The sequence below is a fragment of the Stenotrophomonas maltophilia genome, from assembly GCF_002799245.1.
GTDB lineage: Bacteria > Pseudomonadota > Gammaproteobacteria > Xanthomonadales > Xanthomonadaceae > Stenotrophomonas > Stenotrophomonas maltophilia_S.
Genome location: NZ_NEQV01000005.1, coordinates 76,684 through 98,674 on the forward strand (window position 1 = coordinate 76,684; position 21,991 = coordinate 98,674).

Annotated in this window: 24 protein-coding genes; 18 read left to right on the plus strand and 6 right to left on the minus strand. The window is 66.7% G+C overall.

Annotation, left to right across the window (positions count from 1 at the left end):
• Nucleotides 1-17 precede the first annotated feature (17 nt).
• The 6 genes from B9Y64_RS15165 to B9Y64_RS15190 all read left to right on the plus strand — a co-directional run bounded on the left by B9Y64_RS15165 (nucleotide 18) and on the right by B9Y64_RS15190 (nucleotide 4,140).
• Nucleotides 18-803: a succinate dehydrogenase iron-sulfur subunit gene (locus B9Y64_RS15165; protein ID WP_049468745.1), complete on the plus strand. Its 786-nt coding sequence runs from the start codon at nucleotides 18-20 to the stop codon at nucleotides 801-803.
• A 73-nt stretch (nucleotides 804-876) separates the two neighbouring features.
• On the plus strand, nucleotides 877-1,125 hold the full coding sequence (locus B9Y64_RS15170; protein WP_004153155.1) for a succinate dehydrogenase assembly factor 2: 249 nt from the start codon (nucleotides 877-879) through the stop codon (nucleotides 1,123-1,125).
• Nucleotides 1,076-1,525, plus strand: a complete 450-nt coding sequence (locus B9Y64_RS15175; RefSeq protein ID WP_100441428.1) for a hypothetical protein — start codon at nucleotides 1,076-1,078, stop codon at nucleotides 1,523-1,525. The genes B9Y64_RS15170 and B9Y64_RS15175 overlap by 50 nt, the downstream gene beginning before the upstream one ends.
• A gap of 23 nt (nucleotides 1,526-1,548) precedes the next feature.
• Complete coding sequence (locus tag B9Y64_RS15180; RefSeq protein ID WP_100441429.1) at nucleotides 1,549-2,790, plus strand: lipoprotein-releasing ABC transporter permease subunit; 1,242 nt, start codon at nucleotides 1,549-1,551, stop codon at nucleotides 2,788-2,790.
• A complete protein-coding gene (gene lolD, locus B9Y64_RS15185) occupies nucleotides 2,783-3,496 on the plus strand; it encodes a lipoprotein-releasing ABC transporter ATP-binding protein LolD (RefSeq protein WP_014036806.1) in 714 nt (237 codons plus the stop codon). The genes B9Y64_RS15180 and lolD overlap by 8 nt, the downstream gene beginning before the upstream one ends.
• Nucleotides 3,497-3,681: 185 nt before the next feature.
• Nucleotides 3,682-4,140: a DUF6491 family protein gene (locus tag B9Y64_RS15190; RefSeq protein ID WP_100441430.1), complete on the plus strand. Its 459-nt coding sequence runs from the start codon at nucleotides 3,682-3,684 to the stop codon at nucleotides 4,138-4,140.
• 84 nt (nucleotides 4,141-4,224) lie between these two features.
• On the opposite strand, the gene B9Y64_RS15195 is transcribed toward B9Y64_RS15190, so the two are convergent.
• The 3 genes from B9Y64_RS15195 to ftsY all read right to left on the minus strand — a co-directional run bounded on the left by B9Y64_RS15195 (nucleotide 4,225) and on the right by ftsY (nucleotide 7,056).
• Nucleotides 4,225-4,494 (minus strand): oxidative damage protection protein, encoded by a 270-nt coding sequence (locus B9Y64_RS15195; RefSeq protein ID WP_100441431.1) that lies wholly within the window; start codon nucleotides 4,492-4,494, stop codon nucleotides 4,225-4,227.
• A 5-nt stretch (nucleotides 4,495-4,499) separates the two neighbouring features.
• Nucleotides 4,500-5,624, minus strand: coding sequence for an A/G-specific adenine glycosylase (gene mutY, locus B9Y64_RS15200; RefSeq protein ID WP_100441432.1), 1,125 nt, complete (start codon nucleotides 5,622-5,624; stop codon nucleotides 4,500-4,502).
• Between the two features lie 82 nt (nucleotides 5,625-5,706).
• On the minus strand, nucleotides 5,707-7,056 hold the full coding sequence (ftsY, locus tag B9Y64_RS15205) for a signal recognition particle-docking protein FtsY (protein ID WP_100441433.1): 1,350 nt from the start codon (nucleotides 7,054-7,056) through the stop codon (nucleotides 5,707-5,709).
• Between the two features lie 129 nt (nucleotides 7,057-7,185).
• On the opposite strand from ftsY, the gene B9Y64_RS15210 reads away from it, so the two are divergent.
• Complete coding sequence (locus B9Y64_RS15210) at nucleotides 7,186-7,485, plus strand: hypothetical protein (RefSeq protein ID WP_100441434.1); 300 nt, start codon at nucleotides 7,186-7,188, stop codon at nucleotides 7,483-7,485.
• Between the two features lie 144 nt (nucleotides 7,486-7,629).
• Here the strand turns inward: B9Y64_RS15210 and htpG are convergent, their stop codons facing one another.
• Nucleotides 7,630-9,519: a molecular chaperone HtpG gene (gene htpG / locus B9Y64_RS15215; RefSeq protein ID WP_100441435.1), complete on the minus strand. Its 1,890-nt coding sequence runs from the start codon at nucleotides 9,517-9,519 to the stop codon at nucleotides 7,630-7,632.
• A gap of 422 nt (nucleotides 9,520-9,941) precedes the next feature.
• Between htpG and rsmD the strand changes: the two genes are divergently transcribed.
• From rsmD to B9Y64_RS15245, 6 genes are all read left to right on the plus strand, one after another.
• Nucleotides 9,942-10,520: a 16S rRNA (guanine(966)-N(2))-methyltransferase RsmD gene (rsmD, locus tag B9Y64_RS15220; protein ID WP_100441436.1), complete on the plus strand. Its 579-nt coding sequence runs from the start codon at nucleotides 9,942-9,944 to the stop codon at nucleotides 10,518-10,520.
• Between the two features lie 26 nt (nucleotides 10,521-10,546).
• The gene (coaD, locus tag B9Y64_RS15225) at nucleotides 10,547-11,056 is read left to right on the plus strand and encodes a pantetheine-phosphate adenylyltransferase (protein ID WP_014036814.1); all 510 of its coding nucleotides are present in this window, start codon (nucleotides 10,547-10,549) and stop codon (nucleotides 11,054-11,056) included.
• 60 nt (nucleotides 11,057-11,116) lie between these two features.
• Nucleotides 11,117-11,608, plus strand: coding sequence for a hypothetical protein (locus B9Y64_RS15230; RefSeq protein ID WP_004153167.1), 492 nt, complete (start codon nucleotides 11,117-11,119; stop codon nucleotides 11,606-11,608).
• Between the two features lie 131 nt (nucleotides 11,609-11,739).
• On the plus strand, nucleotides 11,740-12,021 hold the full coding sequence (locus B9Y64_RS15235; protein ID WP_004153175.1) for a YfhL family 4Fe-4S dicluster ferredoxin: 282 nt from the start codon (nucleotides 11,740-11,742) through the stop codon (nucleotides 12,019-12,021).
• The gene (gene ggt / locus B9Y64_RS15240; RefSeq protein WP_100441437.1) at nucleotides 12,018-13,748 is read left to right on the plus strand and encodes a gamma-glutamyltransferase; all 1,731 of its coding nucleotides are present in this window, start codon (nucleotides 12,018-12,020) and stop codon (nucleotides 13,746-13,748) included. Before B9Y64_RS15235 ends, ggt begins: the two co-directional genes overlap by 4 nt.
• A gap of 119 nt (nucleotides 13,749-13,867) precedes the next feature.
• Nucleotides 13,868-14,755, plus strand: a complete 888-nt coding sequence (locus B9Y64_RS15245) for an MBL fold metallo-hydrolase (protein ID WP_019338337.1) — start codon at nucleotides 13,868-13,870, stop codon at nucleotides 14,753-14,755.
• Between the two features lie 45 nt (nucleotides 14,756-14,800).
• Here B9Y64_RS15245 and B9Y64_RS15250 read toward each other — a convergent pair whose 3' ends face one another.
• Nucleotides 14,801-15,094, minus strand: coding sequence for a PsiF family protein (locus B9Y64_RS15250; RefSeq protein ID WP_100441438.1), 294 nt, complete (start codon nucleotides 15,092-15,094; stop codon nucleotides 14,801-14,803).
• 125 nt (nucleotides 15,095-15,219) lie between these two features.
• Between B9Y64_RS15250 and B9Y64_RS15255 the strand changes: the two genes are divergently transcribed.
• Together B9Y64_RS15255 and B9Y64_RS15260 are read left to right on the plus strand one after the other, a co-directional pair.
• Nucleotides 15,220-15,579 (plus strand): ArsR/SmtB family transcription factor, encoded by a 360-nt coding sequence (locus B9Y64_RS15255; RefSeq protein WP_100441439.1) that lies wholly within the window; start codon nucleotides 15,220-15,222, stop codon nucleotides 15,577-15,579.
• A complete protein-coding gene (locus B9Y64_RS15260; RefSeq protein ID WP_100441440.1) occupies nucleotides 15,560-16,039 on the plus strand; it encodes an SRPBCC family protein in 480 nt (159 codons plus the stop codon). The genes B9Y64_RS15255 and B9Y64_RS15260 overlap by 20 nt, the downstream gene beginning before the upstream one ends.
• A gap of 108 nt (nucleotides 16,040-16,147) precedes the next feature.
• Here B9Y64_RS15260 and upp read toward each other — a convergent pair whose 3' ends face one another.
• Nucleotides 16,148-16,780 carry a uracil phosphoribosyltransferase gene (upp, locus tag B9Y64_RS15265; protein WP_049457648.1) on the minus strand — a complete coding sequence of 211 codons (633 nt, stop codon included), beginning with the start codon at nucleotides 16,778-16,780 and terminating at the stop codon, nucleotides 16,148-16,150.
• A 218-nt stretch (nucleotides 16,781-16,998) separates the two neighbouring features.
• Between upp and B9Y64_RS15270 the strand changes: the two genes are divergently transcribed.
• Genes B9Y64_RS15270 through B9Y64_RS15280 form a run of 3 tightly spaced genes read left to right on the plus strand, consistent with a single transcriptional unit; the run spans nucleotide 16,999 to nucleotide 21,991 of the window.
• The gene (locus B9Y64_RS15270; protein WP_413482108.1) at nucleotides 16,999-19,512 is read left to right on the plus strand and encodes a TonB-dependent receptor; all 2,514 of its coding nucleotides are present in this window, start codon (nucleotides 16,999-17,001) and stop codon (nucleotides 19,510-19,512) included.
• Nucleotides 19,512-20,627, plus strand: a complete 1,116-nt coding sequence (locus tag B9Y64_RS15275) for a phytase (RefSeq protein ID WP_100441442.1) — start codon at nucleotides 19,512-19,514, stop codon at nucleotides 20,625-20,627. Before B9Y64_RS15270 ends, B9Y64_RS15275 begins: the two co-directional genes overlap by 1 nt.
• The gene (locus B9Y64_RS15280; protein ID WP_100441443.1) at nucleotides 20,624-21,991 is read left to right on the plus strand and encodes a purple acid phosphatase family protein; all 1,368 of its coding nucleotides are present in this window, start codon (nucleotides 20,624-20,626) and stop codon (nucleotides 21,989-21,991) included. The genes B9Y64_RS15275 and B9Y64_RS15280 overlap by 4 nt, the downstream gene beginning before the upstream one ends.

Sequence of the window (21,991 nt, forward strand, 5' to 3'; positions counted from 1 at the left end):
AGCCAACGAGAGCAGCCATGGCCGAGTTTTCACTCCCCAAGAATTCCAAGATCACGAAGGGCAAGCACTTCCCCGTCAAGAACGGCGGCAAGAACGTGCGCTCCTTCAAGATCTACCGCTGGAGTCCGGACGACGACAGCAACCCGCGCACCGATACCTATGAAGTCGATCTGGACGCCTGTGGCCCGATGGTCCTGGACGCCCTGATCAAGATCAAGAACGAGATCGACCCGACCCTGACCTTCCGCCGCTCGTGCCGCGAAGGCATCTGCGGTTCGTGCGCGATGAACATCGACGGCACCAATACCCTGGCCTGCACCCGAGCCATCTCGGACTGCGGCAAGAAGGAAGTGCCGATCTACCCGCTGCCGCACATGAACGTGGTCAAGGATCTGGTTCCGGACCTGACCCACTTCTACGCGCAGTACGCGTCGATCAAGCCGTGGATCCGTACCCAGACCCCGGCACCGCCGGACCGTGAGCGCCTGCAGTCGCCGGAAGACCGCAAGAAGCTGGACGGCCTGTATGAGTGCATCCTGTGCGCCTGCTGCTCGACCAGCTGCCCGAGCTACTGGTGGAACGGCGAGCGTTACCTGGGCCCGGCGATCCTGCTGCAGGCCTACCGCTGGATCATCGACTCGCGCGATGAGGACACCGGTGCGCGCCTGGACGATCTGGAAGATCCGTTCAAGCTGTACCGCTGCCACACCATCATGAACTGCGCCCGGACCTGCCCGAAGGGCCTGAACCCGGCGCTGGCGATTGCCGAGATCAAGAAGCTGATGATGGAACGCCGCGCCTGATACGGCGCAGGGTAGTTGCATGACCCCAGCAGAGCCACGCCATGCGTGGCTTTGCTGTATCTGGAGAAACACAATGGAAGAAGACGTTCTGCTGAAGAAGCTGCGCTGGCGCTGCCGCCGCGGCATGCGCGAACTGGACCAGCTGTTCGGCCGCTACCTTGACCGTGAGTGGAGCACTGCACCGACCGAAGAGCGCGAGGTTTTCCTGTTCCTGCTCGATTGCGAGGACGATAAGTTGTGGCGCTGGTTCATGGGCTATGAGGCCTGCCCGCATGCGCACGCAATCCCCCTCATGCAGAAGATCCTCGCCCTCAAGCCTTGAGTGGCGCCCCTCGCGGCTGCAGGCCGCCGCCCAGTTGGCGGTGCTGCTGGCCGCCCCCTGGCTGCTGCGCGCATCGGATCTGCCGCCACGGCTGCTGATGCCGGCGGTGTTGCTGGCCTGGGGCATCGGGTTGACCGCACTGGCCTGGCGCCAGCGCAGGCCACGCGTGCAGGTGCTGCTGCCCCCGCTTCCCGAACCACTGCAGGTGGCCGGGCAGGAGATCGATGTGCCGCAGCTGGTGGTGCGCGGGCCGTGGCTGTTGTTGCTCTGGCGTGAGGATCGGCACCGTCGGCGCCTGCTGTTCTGGCCTGATGTGCTCGATTCGGGCCAGCGACGTGAACTGCGACTGGCCGTGGCCGCACGCGGCGTTTCCCGTCGGCCCCGGTCGATGGCACCATAAGCTGAATCGACCGGCGTGCCTGCATGTTCAAACCCATTCCCGTGGCCATTGGCCTGCGCTACCTGCGCGCCAAGCGCCGCAACGGCTTCATCTCCTTCATCTCGATGGCATCGATCCTGGGCATCGCGCTCGGCGTTACGGTGTTGATCACCACCCTGGCGGTGATGAGCGGCTTCCAGAAGGAAATCCGCAGCCGCCTGCTGCAGATGACCGCGCACACCACCATCAGCCGTGACGGCGAGCCGATGCCGGACTGGATGCGTGTGGTCGACATCGCCCGCAAGGACCCGCGCGTGGCCGGTGCCGCGCCATACATCGAGATCCAGTCGATGATCAGCGGCCCGCGCGTGCAGGGGGCGATCATCCAGGGCATCGATCCGGCGCTGGAGCCGAACGTCTCGGTGATCGACAAGAAGGTCACCAAGGGCAGCTATGACAGCCTCAAGCCGGGCAGCTTCAACCTGCTGCTGGGCAAGGAACTGGCGATCTGGCTCGGCGTGGACGTTGGCGACCAGGTGCTGGTGACATTTGCCGAAGTGCAGGGTACGCCTGCCGGCGCGGTGCCACGAATGAAACGCTTCACCGTCAGCGGCATCTTCGAGGCCGGCTACAACGAGGTCGATCGTGGCGTCGGCTTTGCCAACATGCAGGACCTGGAGCGCGTGCTGCGCAGCGATGGTGCCACCGGCGTGCGGCTGAAACTGCACGACATGGACCGCTCGCTGGAAGTGGGCGTGGATCTGGCGCAGAACCTCGGTGGTGCCTACCGGGTGAGTGACTGGACCCAGCAGAACGCCAACCTCTACCACTCGCTGCGCATGGAGAAGGTGGTGATGGGTATCCTGCTGTCGCTGATCATCGCCATGGGCGCCTTCAACCTGGTGTCCTCGCAGGTGATGCTGGTGACCGACAAGCAGGCCGACATCGCCATCCTGCGCACCCTCGGCCTGACCCCGGGAGGCGTGATGCAGGTGTTCATGGTGCAGGGCTCGCTGATCGGCATTTTCGGCACGCTGGCCGGCCTGATCGGTGGCATCACCCTGACCCTCAACCTGGAACGCATCCTCGGCGCCATCGAGAGCGTGTTCAACGTGAAGCTGCTGCCGGAAGACGTGTACTACATCACCGGCCTGCCGACCGACATGCAGACCGGCGACGTGGTGGCGATCACCGTGGTCGCGCTGCTGATGAGCTTCCTGGCCACCCTGTACCCCGCCTGGCGGGCAGCACGCACCCAGCCGGCGGAGGCCCTGCGTTATGAATAAGGTCTTCAACCGTGGCGATGAAGTGATCCGCGCCGAAGCACTGGGCAAGACCTACGCCGAAGGGCGCATGCAGACCCCGGTGTTCGATGGCCTGGACCTGACCGTCACCGCCGGCGAGACGGTGGCGATCATCGGTGCCTCCGGCGCCGGCAAGAGCACGCTGCTGCACCTGCTGGGCGGGTTGGATATTCCGACCGCTGGCGAGGTTTATGTGACCGGCCAGCGCATGTCGGCGCTGTCGGACACCGCGCGTGGCCTGCTGCGCAACCAGGCGCTGGGCTTCGTCTACCAGTTCCATCACCTGCTGCCGGAGTTCACGGCGCTGGAAAACGTGATGATGCCGGTGCTGCTGGCCGGCACCGCCGTGGCCGAGGCGAGCAGCCGGGCCACCACGCTGCTGGAGGCGGTCGGCCTTGGCCATCGCCTGGACCACAAGCCGGGTGAGCTGTCTGGCGGTGAGCGCCAACGGGCCGCCGTGGCACGTGCGCTGGTCAATCATCCGGCCTGCGTGCTCGGCGACGAGCCGACCGGCAACCTGGATGACCGCACTGCTGGCACCGTGTTCGAGCTGATGCTGGAACTCAATCGCGCGCGCCACACCAGCCTGGTGCTGGTCACCCACGACCGCAGCCTGGCGCGGCGCCTGGACCGGGTGCTGGAGCTGCGCGAAGGGCGCCTGCACGCACTGGCCCACGCCGACGTCTGAGCCGCCGGACGGGCGCCAACCCAGGTTGGCGACTACCCGGATCCGGAGCCTCGAACCCGCCTCGGCGGATGCCGGCCTGGTCGGCTGCGGGAGCCGCCGACCGGTGGCTGAATGGGGCCTCCGGTCATCGCGCCGGCGTTGCCAGGCCAGGCGCATGATGGCGGCAGTTCCCCGAGGAGATCGCCATGAAGACCCCGATTCTGATCGCCGGACTCTGCCTGGCGCTGGCCGCCTGCGCCACCACCGGCCGGCTCAGCAGTACCGAGAAACTGGATCTGTACCGTGCCCACGCCGGCGCGCCGCAGAACGACATGCAGTTCTTCGGCAGCCTCAATGGCTGGACCGAACTGGGTGACAGTGCGCTGGCGGTCTGGACCCGACCGAGCGAGGCTTACCTGCTGGAGCTGAGCGGCCCGTGTCCGGACCTGTCCTACGCCACAGCCATCGGCTTGACCAGCAGCATGGGCCGGGTGTCGTCGCGTTTCGACAAGGTGCTGGTACGCGACCCGACCGGAGGCCCGCGCATGCCGTGCTTCATCAACAGCATCCGCAAACTGGATGTGAAGGCACTGCGTACCTCCGAGCAGGAGCTGCGCCAGGCGCAGGTGCAGGAGCGCGAGGAAGCCACCGCGCCCGCGAAATGATCAAAAAGGGGACGGAGGGGATTAAGTCGTTTTTAGGCCATTTGGGCAAAAACGACTTAATCCCCTCCGTCCCCTTTTTCGGTGTCAGGCTTCCGGGGTGAAGCCGGCGGGCTTTTCCGCGTCCTTCTCGAACAGGAACTTGACCAGTTCGCCTTCAAGGAAGGCGCGGTGTTCCGGGTTGCGCGGCGACAGGCGGTTTTCGTTGATCAGCATGGTCTGGTGTGCGAGCCACGCGGCCCAGGCCTGCTTGCCGATGTTGTTGAAGATGCGCTGGCCCAGTTCGCCGGGATAGGGCACGAAGTCCAGGCCCTCGGCATCGCGTTGTTCGTACTGGCAGAAGACGGTTCGGGACATGGCACTCACTCGTGGTTGCGGGGTTTCTTGGAATTTCGTTTCGGCGTTCTGATCGTGGCGCCGTCGAACAGCTTGCGGATGGGTGCCGGCAGGCCCAGTGCGGGCAGCTCGTCGGTGGCGACCCAGCGCAGCGTGGGTTCCTCCACCCGCAGGCCGTGTACCTGCCGCGACAGTACCTGCAGATGCAGCTTGTAGTGGCTGAAGGTGTGCTGCAGCACTGGCAGCTCCTCGGCGTCTTCCAGCGAACCTTCCACGTGCGCGTCGAACCAGTCCTGCAGCACGCTGCCGGCGTCGGCCTGCGGCAGCGTCCACAACTGCGCCCAGATGCCGGTGTCCGGCCGCTTCTGCAGCAGCACGCGCTGCTGGGCGTCGCGCAGCAGCAGGGCGACCGCCTCGCGTTCGGGCAGTGACTTGCCCGGCTTGGGTGTCGGCAGCTCTGCGGTACGACCTTCGCGGCGCGCCACGCAGTCGTCCTGCAGCGGGCAGATCACGCAGGCCGGCTTGGCGCGGCTGCACACGGTGGCGCCCAGGTCCATCTGCGCCTGGGTGTAATCGGCCATGCGTCCGGCTGGTACCTGCGTCACGTGCGCCTCGGCGATCGCCCACAGCTGCTTCTCCATGACCGGCAGGCCAGGAAAGCCGTCGATGCCGTGGTAGCGGCTGAGCACGCGCTTGACGTTGCCATCGAGGATCGCGAACGGATCGTTCCAGGCCTGGCTGAGGATCGCACCGGCGGTGCTGCGGCCGATGCCGGGCAGGGCATGCAATGCATCGAAATCACGCGGCAGATCGCCGTCGTGCAGTTCCACGCAGCGCTTTGCGGCGGCATGCAGGTTGCGCGCGCGGGCGTAGTAGCCGAGCCCGGCCCACTGCGCCATCACCGCGTCATTGCTGGCGGCGGCGAGGTCGGGCAGGGTCGGGAAGTGCTGCAGGAACCGCTGGAAGTACGGGATGACCGTGGCCACCTGGGTCTGCTGCAGCATGATTTCCGACAACCAGACCCGGTAGGGGCTGCGCGGGTGCTGCCAGGGCAGGTCGTGGCGGCCGTGGTCGTCGAACCAGTGCAGCAGGCGGGCGACGAAACCGGCCTGTTCTGCAGTCTCGGCGCTGGCGTGCGGCTGGCGGGGCATTGGATTTCCAGAGAGGCCGCCACTCTTGGGGTGGCTCTACCGGGCTGCAGTAGAGCCACGCCATGCGTGGCTGCGCGGTGTATCAGGCGCCCAGCGCTTCGGGCAGCAGGGCGTCGACGAAGGCTTCCGGGTCGAACACGCGCAGGTCTTCCGGGCGCTCGCCGATGCCGGCGAAGCGGATCGGAATGCCGAACTCGCGGGCCAATGCGAACACCACGCCACCCTTGGCGGTTCCGTCCAGCTTGGTCACCACCAGGCCGGTCACGTTCACTGCGGCATTGAACTGGCGCAGCTGCGACAGCGCGTTCTGGCCGGTGGTGCCGTCGATCACCATCAGCACTTCGTGCGGTGCGGTGGGGTCGATCTTGCCGAGCACGCGGCGGATCTTGCCCAGCTCGTTCATCAGGCCGGACTGGGTGTGCAGGCGGCCGGCGGTATCGGCGATCAGCACTGAAGTGCCGCGGGCCTTGCCTGCCTGCAGCGCGTCGAACGCTACCGAAGCGGCGTCAGCGTTCTGCCCCTGCGCGACCACGGCCACGCCGTTGCGCTCGCCCCAGGCCTGCAGCTGAGCCACGGCGGCGGCGCGGAAGGTATCACCGGCCGCCAGCATCAGGCTGTGGCCGTCATCCTTGAAGCGCTTGGCCAGCTTGCCGATGGTGGTGGTCTTGCCGACGCCGTTGACGCCGACGGTCAGTACCACGAAGGGCTTGGCATTGCGGTCGATCACCAGCGGCTTGGCCACCGGCTGCAGGATCGCGATCAGCTCGGCGCGCAGAGCGGCCAGCAGCGCGTTGGCGTCGGCGAACTCGCGCGACTTCATGCGCTTGCGCAGGCCCTCGACCAGATCGGTGGTGGCACCCACGCCGACGTCGGCGGTGATCAGTGCGGTTTCCAGCTCGTCCAGCAGGTCGTCGTCGAGCTTGGGATTGCGCGAGAACAGGCCGCCGAAGCTGCGCGCGATGACGCTGTTGCGCAGGCGTTCGCGCCAGCCCGGCTTGCCGGCAGGAGCCGCAACGGCGTCGACCGAGGCGGCGGCAGGCAGGTCGTCGCTGACCGTGGGCGGTGCAGGCGTGGGCTCCGGCAGCGGCGCAGGCACCGGTTCGATGGCCGGGGCCGCAACCGGGGCGACGTCGATCCGGGGCGCCGGCTGCGCGGCGCTCGGGGCGGGGACGACCGGAGCAGGAACGACGGGAGCAGGAATGACCGGAGCCGGAACCACAGGGGCCGGCTCGATGGCGGTGGAGGTGACCGCCGCGGGAGGCGGTTCTACCTCTACCGGTGCAGGCGCGGCTGGCGGCGCAGGTTCCTTGTCCTCGACAGGCGCGGCCGACGGGAACGCCGCCGCCAGCTCTTCAGCCGAGTAGTGCTGGGTCTTGGGTGCCTCCGCTGCGGGGGCATCCTGGGGCTTCTTGCGGCGGAAAAAACTGAGCATTGGCAAAAGGCGCTGAAATCAGAGGGATATGCTACCACTCGGGCCTGTCGGGCCGACGTGGACTCAAGGTCGCGGTCCGCCGGCCGTTAACCGGTCCGGAGGGCTGCGTCGTGCGGCCCGGAGACCGCCATGAACAACGTGATGGGAATCGCCCTCGGCGGTATGCGTGCGGCCCAGCAGGGCGTGCAGGTGGCCGCGCACAACGTGGCCAATCTGGCGACCCCCGATGCCCAGCGCCTGCAGGTGCAGCGCGGTACCGCGGAACAGGGTGGGGTGCGGGCCGCGGTGGTTCCTGCCGATGCCGATCCTGCTGCGCCATTGGGGGACCTGCTGGCGGCGAAAGCCGAGGTGGTGGCCTTCGCTGCCAATGCCACGGTCATCCGCCGCCAGGACCAGATGCTGGGCTCACTGCTGGACCGCCAGGCCTGAGCAGCCCGCTTTGGCCGGCGCCAACCTTGACCCGGCTGCCGTGCGGGCGCCAACCAAGGTTGGCGGCTACCCGATCGTGGGGCCCCCACCAGGGGGGCCATCTGCCAGGGCATCGCCGGGCAACGCCCGGCGACCACCCGTCGATCAGGCCGACAGCTCCAGCAGCAGCTTGTTCAGGCGGGCCACGTAGGCGCCGGGGTCCTTCAGGCTGTCTCCGGCGGCCAGTGCGGCCTGGTCGAACAGCACCCGGCCCAGATCGTCGAAACGTGCGCCGTCGGCTTCGGCATCGAGCTTGGCGATCAGCGGGTGGCCCGGATTGATTTCCAGCACCGGCTTGCTGTCCGGCACCTTCTGCCCGCTGGCTTCCAGGATCTGGCGCATCTGCAGGCCCAGGTCCTGTTCGCCGATGGCCAGCACCGCCGGCGAATCGGTCAGGCGATGCGAGACGCGCACTTCGGCCACGTCATCGCCCAGCACCGTCTTCAGGCGCTCGACCAGGCCGTGCTTGTCCTTCGCTGCCGCTTCCTGCTCCTGCTTGTCGGCCTCGCTTTCCAGCGCGCCCAGGTCGAGGTCGCCGCGGGCGATGTCGACGAAGCCCTTGCCGTCGAAATCGGTCAGGTAGCCCATCAGCCACTCGTCGATGCGGTCGGTCAGCAGCAGCACTTCCACGCCCTTCTTGCGGAACACCTCCAGGTGCGGGCTGTTGCGCACCTGGCTGTAGCTCTCGCCGGTCAGGTAATAGATCTTGTCCTGGCCTTCGGTCATGCGGCCGAGGTAATCGGCCAGCGACACACTCTGTGCATCGCCGTCGCCGCGGGTGGAGGCGAAGCGCAGCAGGCCGGCCACCTTCTCGCGGTTGTTGTAGTCCTCGGCCGGGCCCTCCTTCAGCACCTGGCCGAATTCCTTCCAGAAGGTGGCGTACTGTTCGGGCTTGTCGGCGGCGAGCTTGTCCAGCATGTCCAGCGAGCGCTTGGTCAGCGCCGCCTTCATCGAATCGATGACCGGGCCGGACTGCAGGATCTCGCGCGAGACGTTCAGCGACAGGTCGTTGGAATCGACCACGCCCTTGATGAAGCGCAGGTACAGCGGCAGGAACTGCTCGGCCTGGTCCATCACGAACACGCGCTGCACGTACAGCTTCAGGCCCTTGGGTGCATCGCGGTGGTACAGGTCGAACGGCGCACGGCCCGGTACGTACAGCAGCGAGGTGTACTCGAGCTTGCCTTCGACCTTGTTGTGGCTCCATGCGAGCGGATCGCTGTGGTCGTGCGCTACGTGCTTGTAGAACTCGGTGTACTCGGCGTCGCTGATCTCGGTGCGCGGGCGGGTCCACAGCGCGCTGGCGCGGTTGACGGTCTCCCACTCGCCGGCGGCGCCTTCTTCGCCTTCCTTCGGCATCTGGATCGGCAGGCCGATGTGGTCCGAGTACTTCTTGAGGATGCTGCGCAGGCGCCAGCCATCGGCGAAGTCGTGCTCGCCGTCCTTCAGGTGCAGCACGATGCGGGTACCGCGTTCGGCCTTGTCGACGGTGGCGACGTCGAAGTCACCTTCGCCACGCGAGGTCCAGCGCACGCCTTCGCCTGCGGCCAGGCCGGCGCGGCGTGAAGTCACTTCCACTTCGTCGGCGACGATGAAGGCGCTGTAGAAGCCGACGCCGAACTGGCCGATCAGCTGCGAGTCCTTCTTCTGGTCGCCGGACAGCTGGCGCAGGAAATCGCCGGTGCCGGACTTGGCGATGGTGCCCAGGTGGGTGATGGCGTCGGCGCGGCTCATGCCGATGCCGTTGTCTTCGATGGTGATGGTATGGGCGGCGGGGTCGAAGCTGACGCGCACGCGCAGCTCGCTGTCGCCTTCCAGCAGGGCCGGCTGGGTCAGGGCCTCGAAGCGCAGCTTGTCAGCGGCATCGGCGGCGTTGGAGACCAGCTCGCGCAGGAAGATTTCCTTGTTGGAGTACAGCGAGTGGATCATCAGCTGCAGCAGCTGCTTGACTTCGGTCTGGAAGCCAAGGGTTTCGGTCTGGGTGGTCTCGGTCATCGATAAGGCTCCGTGTGCAATGCCGCGCCAGCGCGTGCGGCCTTGCCAAGGGGTATGGCTGATTGTCCCGAAATCAAGGGGTTGTTCTGGCAGGGCTGCGCCCTGCACCCGCCGAGGCCAGAGCAACAGCAACAGCCGGCTCTTGGCTGTCTGTCTGTTGGTTGGGCGGGGTGGTGTGGGTTGGCAGGACACGCCGTAAACCCCGCTCCGCGGTCCGGCACAGCCGCCAGCGGCTGGGCCGGACCGCGGAGCGGGGTTCACGGCGTCCCCCACAACCTGACCCACCCCGCCAACCCCCTGGGAACCAGCTTTTGAAGTTGCTTCGGTCGTTGCCGTGGCTTCGACGGGTGCCGGGCAAAGCCCGGCCGAACTACAATCCCCTTCATGCTGAAATTCTCGAATACCTCCCGCCGGGAGCGCCGATGAGCGGCCGTGGGGGCAATGACGGCCAGGTCCGCATCATCGGCGGGCGCTGGCGCAATACCCGCCTGCCGGTGCCGACCCTGCCGGGGCTGCGGCCCAGCAGCGACCGCGTGCGCGAGACCCTGTTCAACTGGTTGATGCCCAGACTGGGCGGTGCGCGGGTGCTGGACCTGTTCGCCGGCAGTGGCGCGCTGGGCCTGGAGGCCGTATCGCGCGGTGCCGCCCACGCCACCCTGGTCGAGCGCGATGCGCAGCTGGGGCGCAACCTGGGCGCCGCCGTGGCCAAACTGCAGGCCGCCGATCAGATCATGGTCGTGCAGGCGGATGCCCTGCGCTGGCTGCAGGGCGCGCCCGCGCAGCAGGCCGATCTGGTGTTCATCGACCCGCCGTTTGCCGATGGCCTGTGGCAGGACGTGCTGGCCCAGCTGCCGCGGCATCTGGCCGCCGATGCCTGGCTGTACCTGGAATCGCCGGCCGGCCACGTCCCGGTGCTGCCGCCGGAATGGCTGCTGCACCGCGGGGGCGGCACCCGCGAGGTGCGCTTTGCCCTGTACCGCCGTGCCACTGCTACACTTTGACCTCATCTGAACATCTGCATCCGCCCATGACCGTGGCCAACCGCCGCATTGCCGTCTACCCCGGCACGTTCGACCCGATCACCAACGGTCATATCGACCTTGTGAGCCGGGCCGCGCCGCTGTTCGAAAAGGTCGTGGTCGGCGTGGCGCAGAGCCCGTCGAAGGGCCCGGCGCTGCCGCTGGAACAGCGTGTGCAGCTGGCTCGTGGCGCCCTGGCCCACCACGGCAATGTCGAAGTCATCGGCTTCGATACCCTGCTGGCCCATTTCGTACGTTCGGTCCAGGGCGGGGTGCTGCTGCGCGGCCTGCGCGCGGTGTCCGATTTCGAGTACGAATTCCAGATGGCCAGCATGAACCGCCACCTGATCCCCGAGGTCGAGACCCTGTTCCTGACCCCGGCCGAGCAGCACAGCTTCATTTCGTCCTCGCTGGTCCGCGAGATCGCGCGCCTGGGCGGCGACGTGTCCGGTTTCGTGCCGGCCGCGGTGCTCGAAGCCCTGCGCAAGGTCCGCGAAGCGAAGTCGGCACAGTCGTAAGCCCCGCTGTACCCGCACCCCATTACGTACAACACCACGCACCATTCCGGGAGGAAACCCATGAACACCACCATGCGCGCGATGCTGATCGCTTCGTTGGCTCTGGCCTTCACCGCCTGCAAGAAGGAAGAGGCCGCTCCGGTCGATGAGGCCAAGCAGGCCCTGGTCGCTCCGTCCAAGGACGACGATGCAGGCTGGAAGAAGTACCTGCAGGAAGTGGCGATCCAGAACATGGGCAACATCACCAACAGCCCGTTCCTGTACTACCTCTCGCCGGAATCGGACCCGGACTTCCAGGCCAAGTACGAGCGCCAGACCGAGAGCGCGACCCAGGCCGTGGCCCGTGGCGTGCAGCCGGGCAACATGCTGGCCTTCGGTTCGTCGGCCTCGGGCAAGATGGCTGACATGATCCAGGCCGTGTTCAAGGACGTGTCGCCGGATTCGATGAAGGGCGTGCGCGTCGTCTTCATCGGTCAGTCGGCCGACAACGCCCGTGTGCAGGCTGCGATCCAGCCGACCGGTGCCGAGTACATTTTCGTCGAAGCCAAGTAATACCGAGCCATGGCGGCCGTGCTCCGGCATGGCCCGGACGGCGCCCCGCAAGGGCGCCGCTGATGACCTGACCGGCCCGCGCGCCCGCGCTGGCCGGTCCTTGTCCCAAGGCGCGGGCGAGGAGTATCGCCATGTCGCTGAAAATCAACGAGCTCTGCGTCAACTGCGACGTATGCGAGCCGGCCTGCCCGAACCAGGCCATTGCGATGGGTGAAACCATCTACGTGATCGACCCTGCGCGCTGCACCGAATGCGTGGGCCATTTCGACGAGCCACAGTGCGTGGTCGTCTGCCCGGTCGAGTGCATCGACCCGGATCCGGAGATCGTGGAAACGGAAGACCAGCTGCTGGCCAAGCTGCGCCAGCTGCAGCACGATCACCCCGAACTCTATGCGGAGCCCCCATCCGAATGAAGACGCTGATCGTCCGCCCCCTGTTGCTGCTCGGCCTGCTGCTTTGCCCGATCGCCTGGGCCGACAGCCCGGCCCGTGCCGAGCGCCCGGATGGTGCTGCCATTGCCAGTGGCCACGCGCTGGCGACGCAGGCCGGCATCGACATCCTGGCGCAGGGCGGCAATGCCTTCGATGCCGCGGTGGCGGTGTCGTCCACGCTGGCGGTGGTCGAGCCGATCAGTTCCGGCCTGGGCGGTGGCGGCTTCTTCCTGCTGCACGACGCGGCCACCGGCAAGGACGTGATGCTGGATGCACGCGAGACCGCACCGGCCGCTGCCACTCCGCAGGCCTTCCTCGACAAGCAGGGCAACCTGGACCGTGACCGTTCGGTCAACGGTGCCTGGTCGGCGGGTATTCCCGGCCTGCCCGCAGCGCTGGTCGAGCTGTCGGCCAAGCACGGCAAGCTGCCGTTGTCGGCCTCGCTGCAGCCGGCCATCCGCATCGCGCGCGAAGGTTTCCCGGTGTATGACCGCATGGCCAAGGGGTATGCCTCACGCCGTGAAGTGATGGAGCGCTACCCCGGCACGCGCGAGGTCTACCTGCGCAACGGCAAGCCGATTGCCACCGGTGACCTGTTCAAGCAGCCGGAACTGGCACAGACGCTGGAGCGCCTTGCCACGGGTGGTTTCGACGGTTTCTACAAGGGCCAGACCGGTTCGTTGCTGCTGGCCGGCGTGAAGCAGGCCGGCGGCAAGTGGACCGCTGAAGAGCTGGCCGGCTATCGCGTGAAGCAGCGCGAGCCGATCGTGTTCAACTACAACGGCTGGAAGATCACCACCGCGCCGCCGCCGTCGTCCGGTGGCATCGCGCTGGCCAGCATGCTGCAGATCCTGGAAGGCTGGGATATCAAGAAGATGGACCCTGCACATCGCACCCACCTGGTGGTGGAGTCGATGCGTCGTGCCTACCGCGACCGCACGTTCTTCCTCGGCGATCCGGACTTCGTGCAGATCCCGCAGAAGGTGCTGACCAGCAAGGACTACGCGCAGGGCCTGCGGGCGACCATCCATCCGGAGAAGGCCACGCCCAGCGACCTGTTGTCGGGCAACCCGACGCCGCTGGAAGACGACGAGACCACGCACTTCTCGATCATCGACCGTGACGGCAACCGTGTCGGCGCCACCCAGACCGTCAACCTGCTGTATGGCTCGGGGCTGATTCCCAAGGGCACCGGCGTGCTGCTGAACAACGAGATGGACGACTTCGCGCTGAAGCCAGGTACGCCCAACGCGTTCGGCGTGATGGGCTACGAGGCCAATGCGCCGAAGGCGGGCAAGCGCATGCTCAGCTCGATGACCCCGACCTTCATGGAGAACGCCGACAAGGTGGTGGTGCTGGGCACCCCGGGTGGCAGCCGCATCATCACCATGGTGCTGCTGGGCATCCTGGGTTACGACGCCGGCCTGGATGCGCAGCAGGTTGCCGCACTGCCGCGCTACCACCACCAGTGGCTGCCGGACCTGATCGAAGCCGAGGACGATGCATTCGATGCGGCGACGGTGAAGCAGCTGCAGGCGATGGGCCACAAGATCGACCTGCCGGGCGACGTCGCCGCAGGCGGCCGCGGTTCCAGCCACGTGTGGGGCAACCTGCAGACCGTGGAATGGGACCGCAAGGCGAACACGCTGTTCGGCGGCAGCGACCCGCGCAACCCGGTGGGCAGCGCCCAGGTCGTACCAGCACGCTGATCCGGTAGCGCCGGCCGCTGGCCGGCCATCTGGTCGATCACCGGACCCCGCCTGCAAGGGCGGGGTTTTCTGTTTCCTTTCTAGCGATTATTTAACGAGCCGGCGTCGATAATTGACGCATGAAACTCTGGTCTATTCGTGGAAACTCGCAGCGCCTCGATGGCGGCGCGATGTTCGGCAACGCACCGCGTGCGTTGTGGGAAAAATGGGCGGCACCGGACGAGCTCAACCGCATCGAGCTGGCCTGCCGTGCGCTGCTTGCCAGCCCGCTGGAAGGCAAGACGGTGCTGTTTGAAACCGGTATCGGGGCGTTCTTCGATCCGCGCATGCGTGAGCGCTACGGCGTGCAGGAAAGCCAGCACGTGCTGATCGATTCGTTGCGCGAAGCGGGCTTCGAGCATGAGGACATCGATGTCGTCGTGCTCAGCCACCTGCACTTCGATCATGCCGGTGGCCTGCTGGCGGCATGGAGCGAAGGGCGTGAGCCCGAGTTGCTGTTCCCCAACGCAACCTATGTGGTCGGTGCGCAGCACTGGCAGCGCGCCGTGCAGCCGCACCCGCGTGATCGGGCCAGTTTCATTCCGGAGCTGCCCGGCCTGCTGCAGGCCAGTGGTCGCCTGGAAGTGGTGGACGGGGAGTACTCGAAGGCGCTCGGCCGCAGCGTGCGCTTCAGCTACAGCGACGGGCATACGCCGGGGCTGATGCTGGCCGAGATCGTCGGTCACGCGCATGCCGGCGAGAGTGCGCACGGTGGCGTGGTGTTCTGTGCCGACCTGATTCCAGGGCGTTCATGGGTGCACGTGCCGATCACCATGGGTTACGACCGCAATGCCGAATTGCTGATCGACGAGAAGCGGCAGTTCCTGGAGGATAAGCTGGCGCGCAACGTGCGGCTGTTCTTCACCCACGACCCGCAGGTGGCGTTGGCGCAGCTGGGCCGTGATGACAAGGGACGTTTCGTGACCCTGCACGAACAGGGCGAGTTGAAGGCGCGCGCGCTGGGATGAATGTAGAGCCGAGCCCATGCTCGGCTCCACATCAATGAGGCGCCGTTACGACGACTTCAGGCAGCTGCTCATGAAGGTCTTGCGCGCATCACCGGCCAGCTTCTTGGCGCCCGCATCGGCATTGCACTTGCGCATGCGTTCCTGCTGCGGATTGACCGCCTTGGTTTCGGCGGCGTGGCCGCTGAGGCAGGAACTCTGCGCGGTCTTGTAGGCATCACCCTTCAAGCCCTTGTTCTTGGCCGAGCATTCGGCCATGCGCTGCTGCTGCGGGGTGGTGGCGCTGGCAGCCAGGGGCAGGCCGACCAGCAGGGCGGCGGCCAGCAGGAAAGAGGCTTTCATCAGGGTGCTCCAAGCGGTGGCGGGTGCGCGGAGCATTCGCTTCCGGCTGGCAAGGCCACGTGAAGAATCGCGGCATGTCCACGCCCGCTTGCACCGCGGTTCAGATCAGCGTATTACTTAGCCATATGGGTAAGTATGATCCCGCAATCCAGGAAATCTTCCAGGCGTTGGCCGACCCGACCCGTTGCGCAATCGTGGCTGCGCTGGGGCAGGGGCCGCGCACGGTGTCGATGCTGGCCGAGCCGTTCGAGATGGCCTTGCCCTCGCTGATGAAGCATCTGGCCGTGCTGGAACGCAGCGGCGTGGTGCGCAGCCACAAGCAGGGGCGCATACGCACCTGCGAACTGGTGCCGGCGCGGCTGGGCCAGGCCGAGCAATGGCTGGCCGGGCAGCGTGCCGCATGGGAAGCGCGCACCGACCGCATGGCCGATTTCGTCGAATCCCTTCACCGACAGGAGCAGGCCCATGGCCGCAGACGCAGGTAGCAACCCCGACACCGATCTGGTCATCACCCGCGTGCTGGACGCAACGCGCGCGGCCTTGTGGCGGGCCTGGACCGACCCGGAACTGCTGCGCCAGTGGTGGTGCCCGAAGCCGTGGACAACCGAGGTGCGTGCATTCGACCTGCGCCCCGGCGGGGCCTTCCACACCTTCATGCAGGGCCCGGATGGCGGCAGCAGTGACAATCCGGGCAGTTTCCTGGAGATCGTGCCGGAGCAGCGCCTGGTGTTCACCTCGATGCTGGGTGCGGGCTGGCGACCGCAGTCACCCTGGCTGGGCTTCACTGCCATCATCACGATGGAGGACGAGGGGCAGGGCTGTCGCTACACCGCGCGGGTGATGCACCCGGACAAGGCCCTGCGGGACCAGCATGAGCAGCTGGGCTTCTTCGACGGCTGGAATACCGTCATCGGCCAGCTGGAAGCGTTCGCGGCCGGCCTGTAGGACCGCGCTTGGGGTCAGAGCCCTTTCGTGGCGAAAGGGATCTGACCCCAGCAAACACGGGGTCGGATCCCTCTCGACAAGAGAGGGATCTGACCCCGGTTCACCGGATCAACCGACGCGGGTACCGAAGATGCGGTCGCCGGCATCGCCCAGGCCCGGCAGGATGTAGCCCTTGTCGTTGAGCTGGGCATCGATGGCCGCGGTGTAGATCTCCACGTCCGGGTGCACCGCCTTGACCGCGTCGATGCCTTCCGGCGCGGCCACCAGGAAGATGCCCTTGATGCGGCGGGCGCCGGCGCGCTTGAGCATGTCGATGGTGGCGATCAGGGTGCCGCCGGTGGCCAGCATCGGGTCCAGGATCAGCGCGTCGCGCTCTTCCAGGCGGCCGGTCAGGCGCTCGAAGTAGGGCACCGGCTGCAGGGTTTCTTCATCGCGCTGCAGGCCGACCACGCTGACGCGGGCTGCCGGGATCAGCGACAGCACGCCGCTGAGCATGCCCAGGCCGGCACGCAGGATCGGCACCACGGTGATCTTGGCGCCGGCAATGCGCTGCACGGTGACCGGGCCGGCCCAACCGGGCAGGGTGTGCGGCTCGGTGTCCAGGTCGGCGGTGGCCTCGTAGGCCAGCAGCGTACCCAGCTCGTTGGCCAGTTCGCGGAAATCCTTGGTGCTGAGCGCAGCATTGCGCATCAGGCCGATCTTGTGCTGCACCAGCGGGTGGCGCACTTCGACGATCTTCATGGTCGGGAAGGGGGAAAAGGGGAGAGAGGGCGCCATTTTGCCGGATTGGCGTGTCGAATCCCAAACCGGGCCGGAGCCGCCGTACATGAAATGTGCAGATGCATGTCACGGCCATGCAACCTTGCGGACATACCGTGCAGACCCATTCTTAACAGGAATGGGGATTCCCAGTGCATATCAAGACTCCGTTGGCCGTTGCCATCACCCTGACCCTGGCGATGGGGGCCGCAGCACCGCTGCAGGCAGCCGGGCAGCAGGCGGTAGCCGCCACCGGCGCCGTGGCTGCCGACGCGGTCGACCTGGATCGCATCGAAGTGCGCGCCCAGCTCGAATCGCAGATCCGCGCGGTCGACCTCAAGCGCAGCAGCGACGCCATCGAGGACGCGGTGTCCTCCGATGCCCTGGGCCAGTACCCGGACAAGAACGTCGCCGAATCACTGCAGCGCCTGCCGGGCGTCAGCGTGACCCGCGACCAGGGCGAAGGTCGCTTCGTGGTCATTCGCGGCCTGGATGCCAATCTCAACAGCGTCAGCGTGGATGGCATTGCCGTCGGTACCCCGGAAGATTCCAGCCGTGCCGCGCCGCTGGACGTGATCCCGTCCGACTCCACCGAGCGCCTGCGCGTGGTCAAGTCGCCGACCCCGGACATGCCGGGTGATGCCATCGGTGGTGCCGTGCTGGTGGAATCGGCTTCGGCCTTCGACCGTGACGGTCGCAGCCTGCGCGGCAAGATCGAGGGCAGCCACCAGCAGCTGTCCGGCGAGACCAGCCCCAAGGCCGCCTTCAATTACAGCGAAGTGTTCAACGACACGTTCGGCGTAGCGCTGGGAGTGAATTACCAGAAGCGCAGGTTCGAGTCGGACAACACCGAAGTAGAGTACGACGGTGAGGACGATGCCGTCCCCGGTGACGTGACCGCGATCAACCTGCAGCACCGCAAGTACGAGATCGAGCGCAAGCGCATCGGCGCCAACCTCAACCTCGACTGGCGCCCCAACGAAGACAGCAAGTACTACCTGCGCACGCTGTACAGCCAGTTCGACGATGCGGAGACCCGCCAGCGCGTGATCTTCAACTTCGACGACGCGAAGATGGTCAGGACCGTCACCGACCAGTACCGCCTGGATGGCATGCCGAAGGATTCGATCGACAAGCGCATGCGCTACCGCACCAAGAAGGAAAACACCTTCGCGGCCAGTCTCGGTGGCGAGAACAAGCTGACCAATGCCGTGGTCGATTACCGCATCGGCTACACCCGTACCGAAGAGCGCGTGAACGACGAGATGGAGGCGCGCTTCAAGCTCAACGGCAAGGCTTTCAACGGCACCCTGGACCAGAGCAGCCGCCTGCCCAGCTACAGCTTCGACAATCCGCAGTGGCTGGACAACAGCAACTACGCGTTTGACCGCTTCGTGCTCTCGCCCAAGCAGGTGAACGACAAGGAGCACAGCGCACAGGTCAACGTGCGCTTCGACGGCGACAGCAGCAGCATCAAGTTCGGCCTGCTGGGCCGCTGGCGCGACCGCGACGTGAATGTGGATGAGCGCGAACTGCGTGTCGGCCCGAAGGTGGCACTGTCGAGCTGGACCACCTCCTCGCCCGAACACCGCCACGGCAACCTCGGCGACGGCATGGATTCGGCCGCGATGCGTGCCTTCTGGGCGGCCAATGGCGGCCAGTACAGCGCCCGTCCGCAGGACGCAGGTGGCAACGCGATGACCTCGCTGGAAGAGGACTATGTGGCCAGCGAAGACATCTTCGCCAGCTACGCCATGGGTACCTGGGACGTAGGTGCGCTGCGCATCATCGGCGGCGTGCGCGTGGAAAACACCCGCTTCAAGGCGGTCGGCAACCAGGTGGACGTGGCTGCCGACGGCCGTGGCTTCACCGTCACCCCGCGCGTGGCCAACAGCAGCTACACCAATGTGCTGCCGGGCCTGCACCTGCGCTATGACGCCGCCGATGACTGGGTGCTGCGCGCCTCGGCCAACAAGACCATATCGCGCCCGTCCTTCGGCGACGTCTCGCCGCGCGTGGGCTACAGCCGGGGTGACGAGGAAGTGCGCCTGGGCAACCCGGAGCTGGATCCGTACGAGTCGAAGAACATCGACCTGTCGGTGGAGAAGTACATCGGCAGCAGCGGCATCGTTTCGCTGGGCCTGTTCCACAAGTCGATCGATGGCTACATCGTGGAAACCGTGCGTACCAACGATCCGGCCTACGGCGGGTTTGACGTGACCCAGCCGATCAACGGTCGCAAGGCCACCGTGCGGGGTGCGGAATTCAACTGGCAGCAGCAGCTGGCCTTCCTGCCGGACGGCCTGGATGGCCTGCTGGTCGGTGCCAGCGGCACCTGGCTGGATACCAGTTTCGATGCCGGCATCAAGGACCGTGCGGGCGAGGACTTCACGCTGCCGCGCGCCTCCAAGCATGTCTACAGCGCACACATCGGCTATGAAAAATACGGTGTAAGCACGCGCCTGGCGGCCGTGTACCGCAGCGAGTACCTGGACAGCATCGGCAAGGGCCGCGCATTCGACATCTACGTGGCACCCAACACCCAGCTCGATTTCTCGCTGGACTACAAGTTCACCCCGCGCGTGAGCGTGTACTTCGAAGCGCAGAACCTGCTGGACAAGCCGTTGGAGCTGTACCAGGGCACCCGTTCGCGCACCCTGCAGATGGAAGAGTACGGCCGCACCTATGCGCTGGGCCTGAAGGTGGCACTGTGATGGCGCGTGGCATTGCTGTCCTGGCCGCGGCGCTGGCCCTCACGCTGGTTGCCGGCTGCACGCCGGCCACCGGCAACGATCCGGTTGCGGGAGCGGCCGCGCCGGCCGCCAGTGGCGAGCGCGTGGTGACCACCATCGCCGAAGCCTTCCTTTCGCCGATGACCCCGGCCGACAATATCGACTCGCCGGCGGCCTGGCGCGCACCGGATGGCGCGCTGTGGCTGATCGCCACCGCCAAGGCCACCGACAAGCTGGTGATCTACGACGGCAGCACCGGCCAGCACCTGCGTGACGTCGGCAGCAGCGGCACCGCACCTGGGCAGTTCGACCGCCCAAACGGCATCGCGGTGACCGACGACCTGCTGTGGATCGTGGAGCGCGACAATCACCGCGTCCAGGTACTGAGCCTGCCGGACTTCGCGCCGCTGGCGACGTTCGCTGCGGACGACCTGCGCAAGCCGTACGGGCTGTGGGTCGACCGCCGTGCCGATGGCTACAGCGTCTACGTCACCGATTCCTGGGACAACGGCGAGGATGCGCAAGGCAATGACATCCTGCCGCCGCTGGCCGAACTGGACAAGCGCGTGCGCCAGTACCACGTGACCCGTGACGGTGCCAGGGTCGAGGCGAAGCGGGTGGCCAACATCGGAGACACCACCGAGGCGGGGGCGCTGCGCGTGGTCGAATCGATCTGGGGCGACCCGGACAACGATCGGCTGCTGATCGCCGAAGAGGACGAGAGCTACGCCAGCGAGTTCAAGGTCTATACCCTGGCGGGCCGCTTCACCGGCACCACGTTCGGCCGCGACGTGTTCAAGGCCCAGGCCGAAGGCGTGACCCTGCGCACCTGCGGCAAGGATGGCTGGTGGATCACCACCGAACAGGGCAAGCAGCGCAGCGTGTTCCACCTGTTCGACCGGCACACGCTGAAGCCGGTCGGCGCGTTCCAGGGCAATACCGTGGCCAACACTGATGGTATCTGGATGATGCAGCAACCCAGCGCGCGCTTCCCGCACGGTGCGCTCTATGCCGTGCACGACGACCAGGGCGTGGTGGCCTTCGACTGGGAAAGCATCGCCAAGCAGTTGGCGCTGCCGCTGGAGTGTGGCGCATGAGTGGGCAATGCGTGATGCGCGCGTTGGCGCTTGGCCTGCTGCTGGCGCTGCCGTCGCTGTCGTTCGCGGCGGCCGAACCGAATACCCAGGTGCCGGCGGGTAGCCGCCACTACGCAGCGACAACGGTGCCGGACCGCATCGTCGCCTCGCCGTCGGCCGATGCCAGTCATGCTTTCGCCGTGGCCTGGCGCACCGATGGCAGCGTGCAGGCGCCGCTGCTGGAGATCGCGCCGGCCGCAGATTCGCCGGCCATCGAAGGCATCCGCCAGGTGCGTGCGACGACCCGCGCGCTGCAGACCGAAAACGGTCTGTCGCACCACCATCGTGCAGATATCGATGGCCTGCAGCCGGATACCCAGTACGTCTACCGTGTGCAGGGCAATGGCAGCTGGAGCGCCTGGAACCAGCTGCGCACGCTGGCCGGCGCCGATCAGCCGCTGACCCTGCTGTACTTCGGCGACACCCAGAACAAGAACGTCAGCCATGTCAGCCGCGTGGTGCGTGCCGCGCAGAAGGCTGCACCGCAGGCGCGAGTGAGCCTGTTCGCCGGCGACCTGGTCAGCGGTGGCGACAACATGGACGACAGTGAGTGGGGCGAATGGTTCGCCGCCGCCGGCTGGCTTGCGCAGGAAACGCTGGTGGCGCCGGCGATCGGCAACCACGAATACTTCGAGGAGTTCGAGGACACCCCGCAGGAGCGCCGCGTGCTCGGCCGCCACTGGCCGGTGACGTTCGCGTTGCCGGGCAATGGTGCTGCCGCCGCACAGCAGACCAGCTACTGGTTCGATGCGCAGAGTGCGCGCGTGGTGGTGCTTGACGGTACCTCGGCACTCGATCTCGGCACGGCCAAGGCACAGGCGCAGTGGCTGGACAAGGTACTGGCCGGCAATCGGCAGGCGTGGACCATCGTGCTGCTGCACCAGCCGTTCTATTCGCCGCGCGAAGGCCGCGAGAACGCTGCACTGCGTGACGTGCTGCTGCCGGTGGTACGCCGCCACAACGTCGACCTGGTGCTGCAGGGCCACGATCACACCTATGGACGTCGTGGCGAGGGGCAGGCCGCAACGCCGCAGTATGTGGTGACCGTGGCGGGACCCAAGCAGTACCGCCTTTCCGACGAAGCGCGAAAGACCATGGATCCGGTGGCCGAGGACACCCAGCTGTTCCAGGTGCTGGACATCGACCCGCAGCATCTGCGCTATGAAGCGCGCACCGTGACCGGCCGTCTCTACGATGCCTTCGAACTGCGCCGCGATGCCAAGGGTGGAAAGCAGCGCACGGAGCTGACCGAAGGCCGCATCGCACCGCGCGACTGCCCGCGTGCGCAGACCGCCAAGGGTCGTGCCGACCGCTGCTGGGAATGA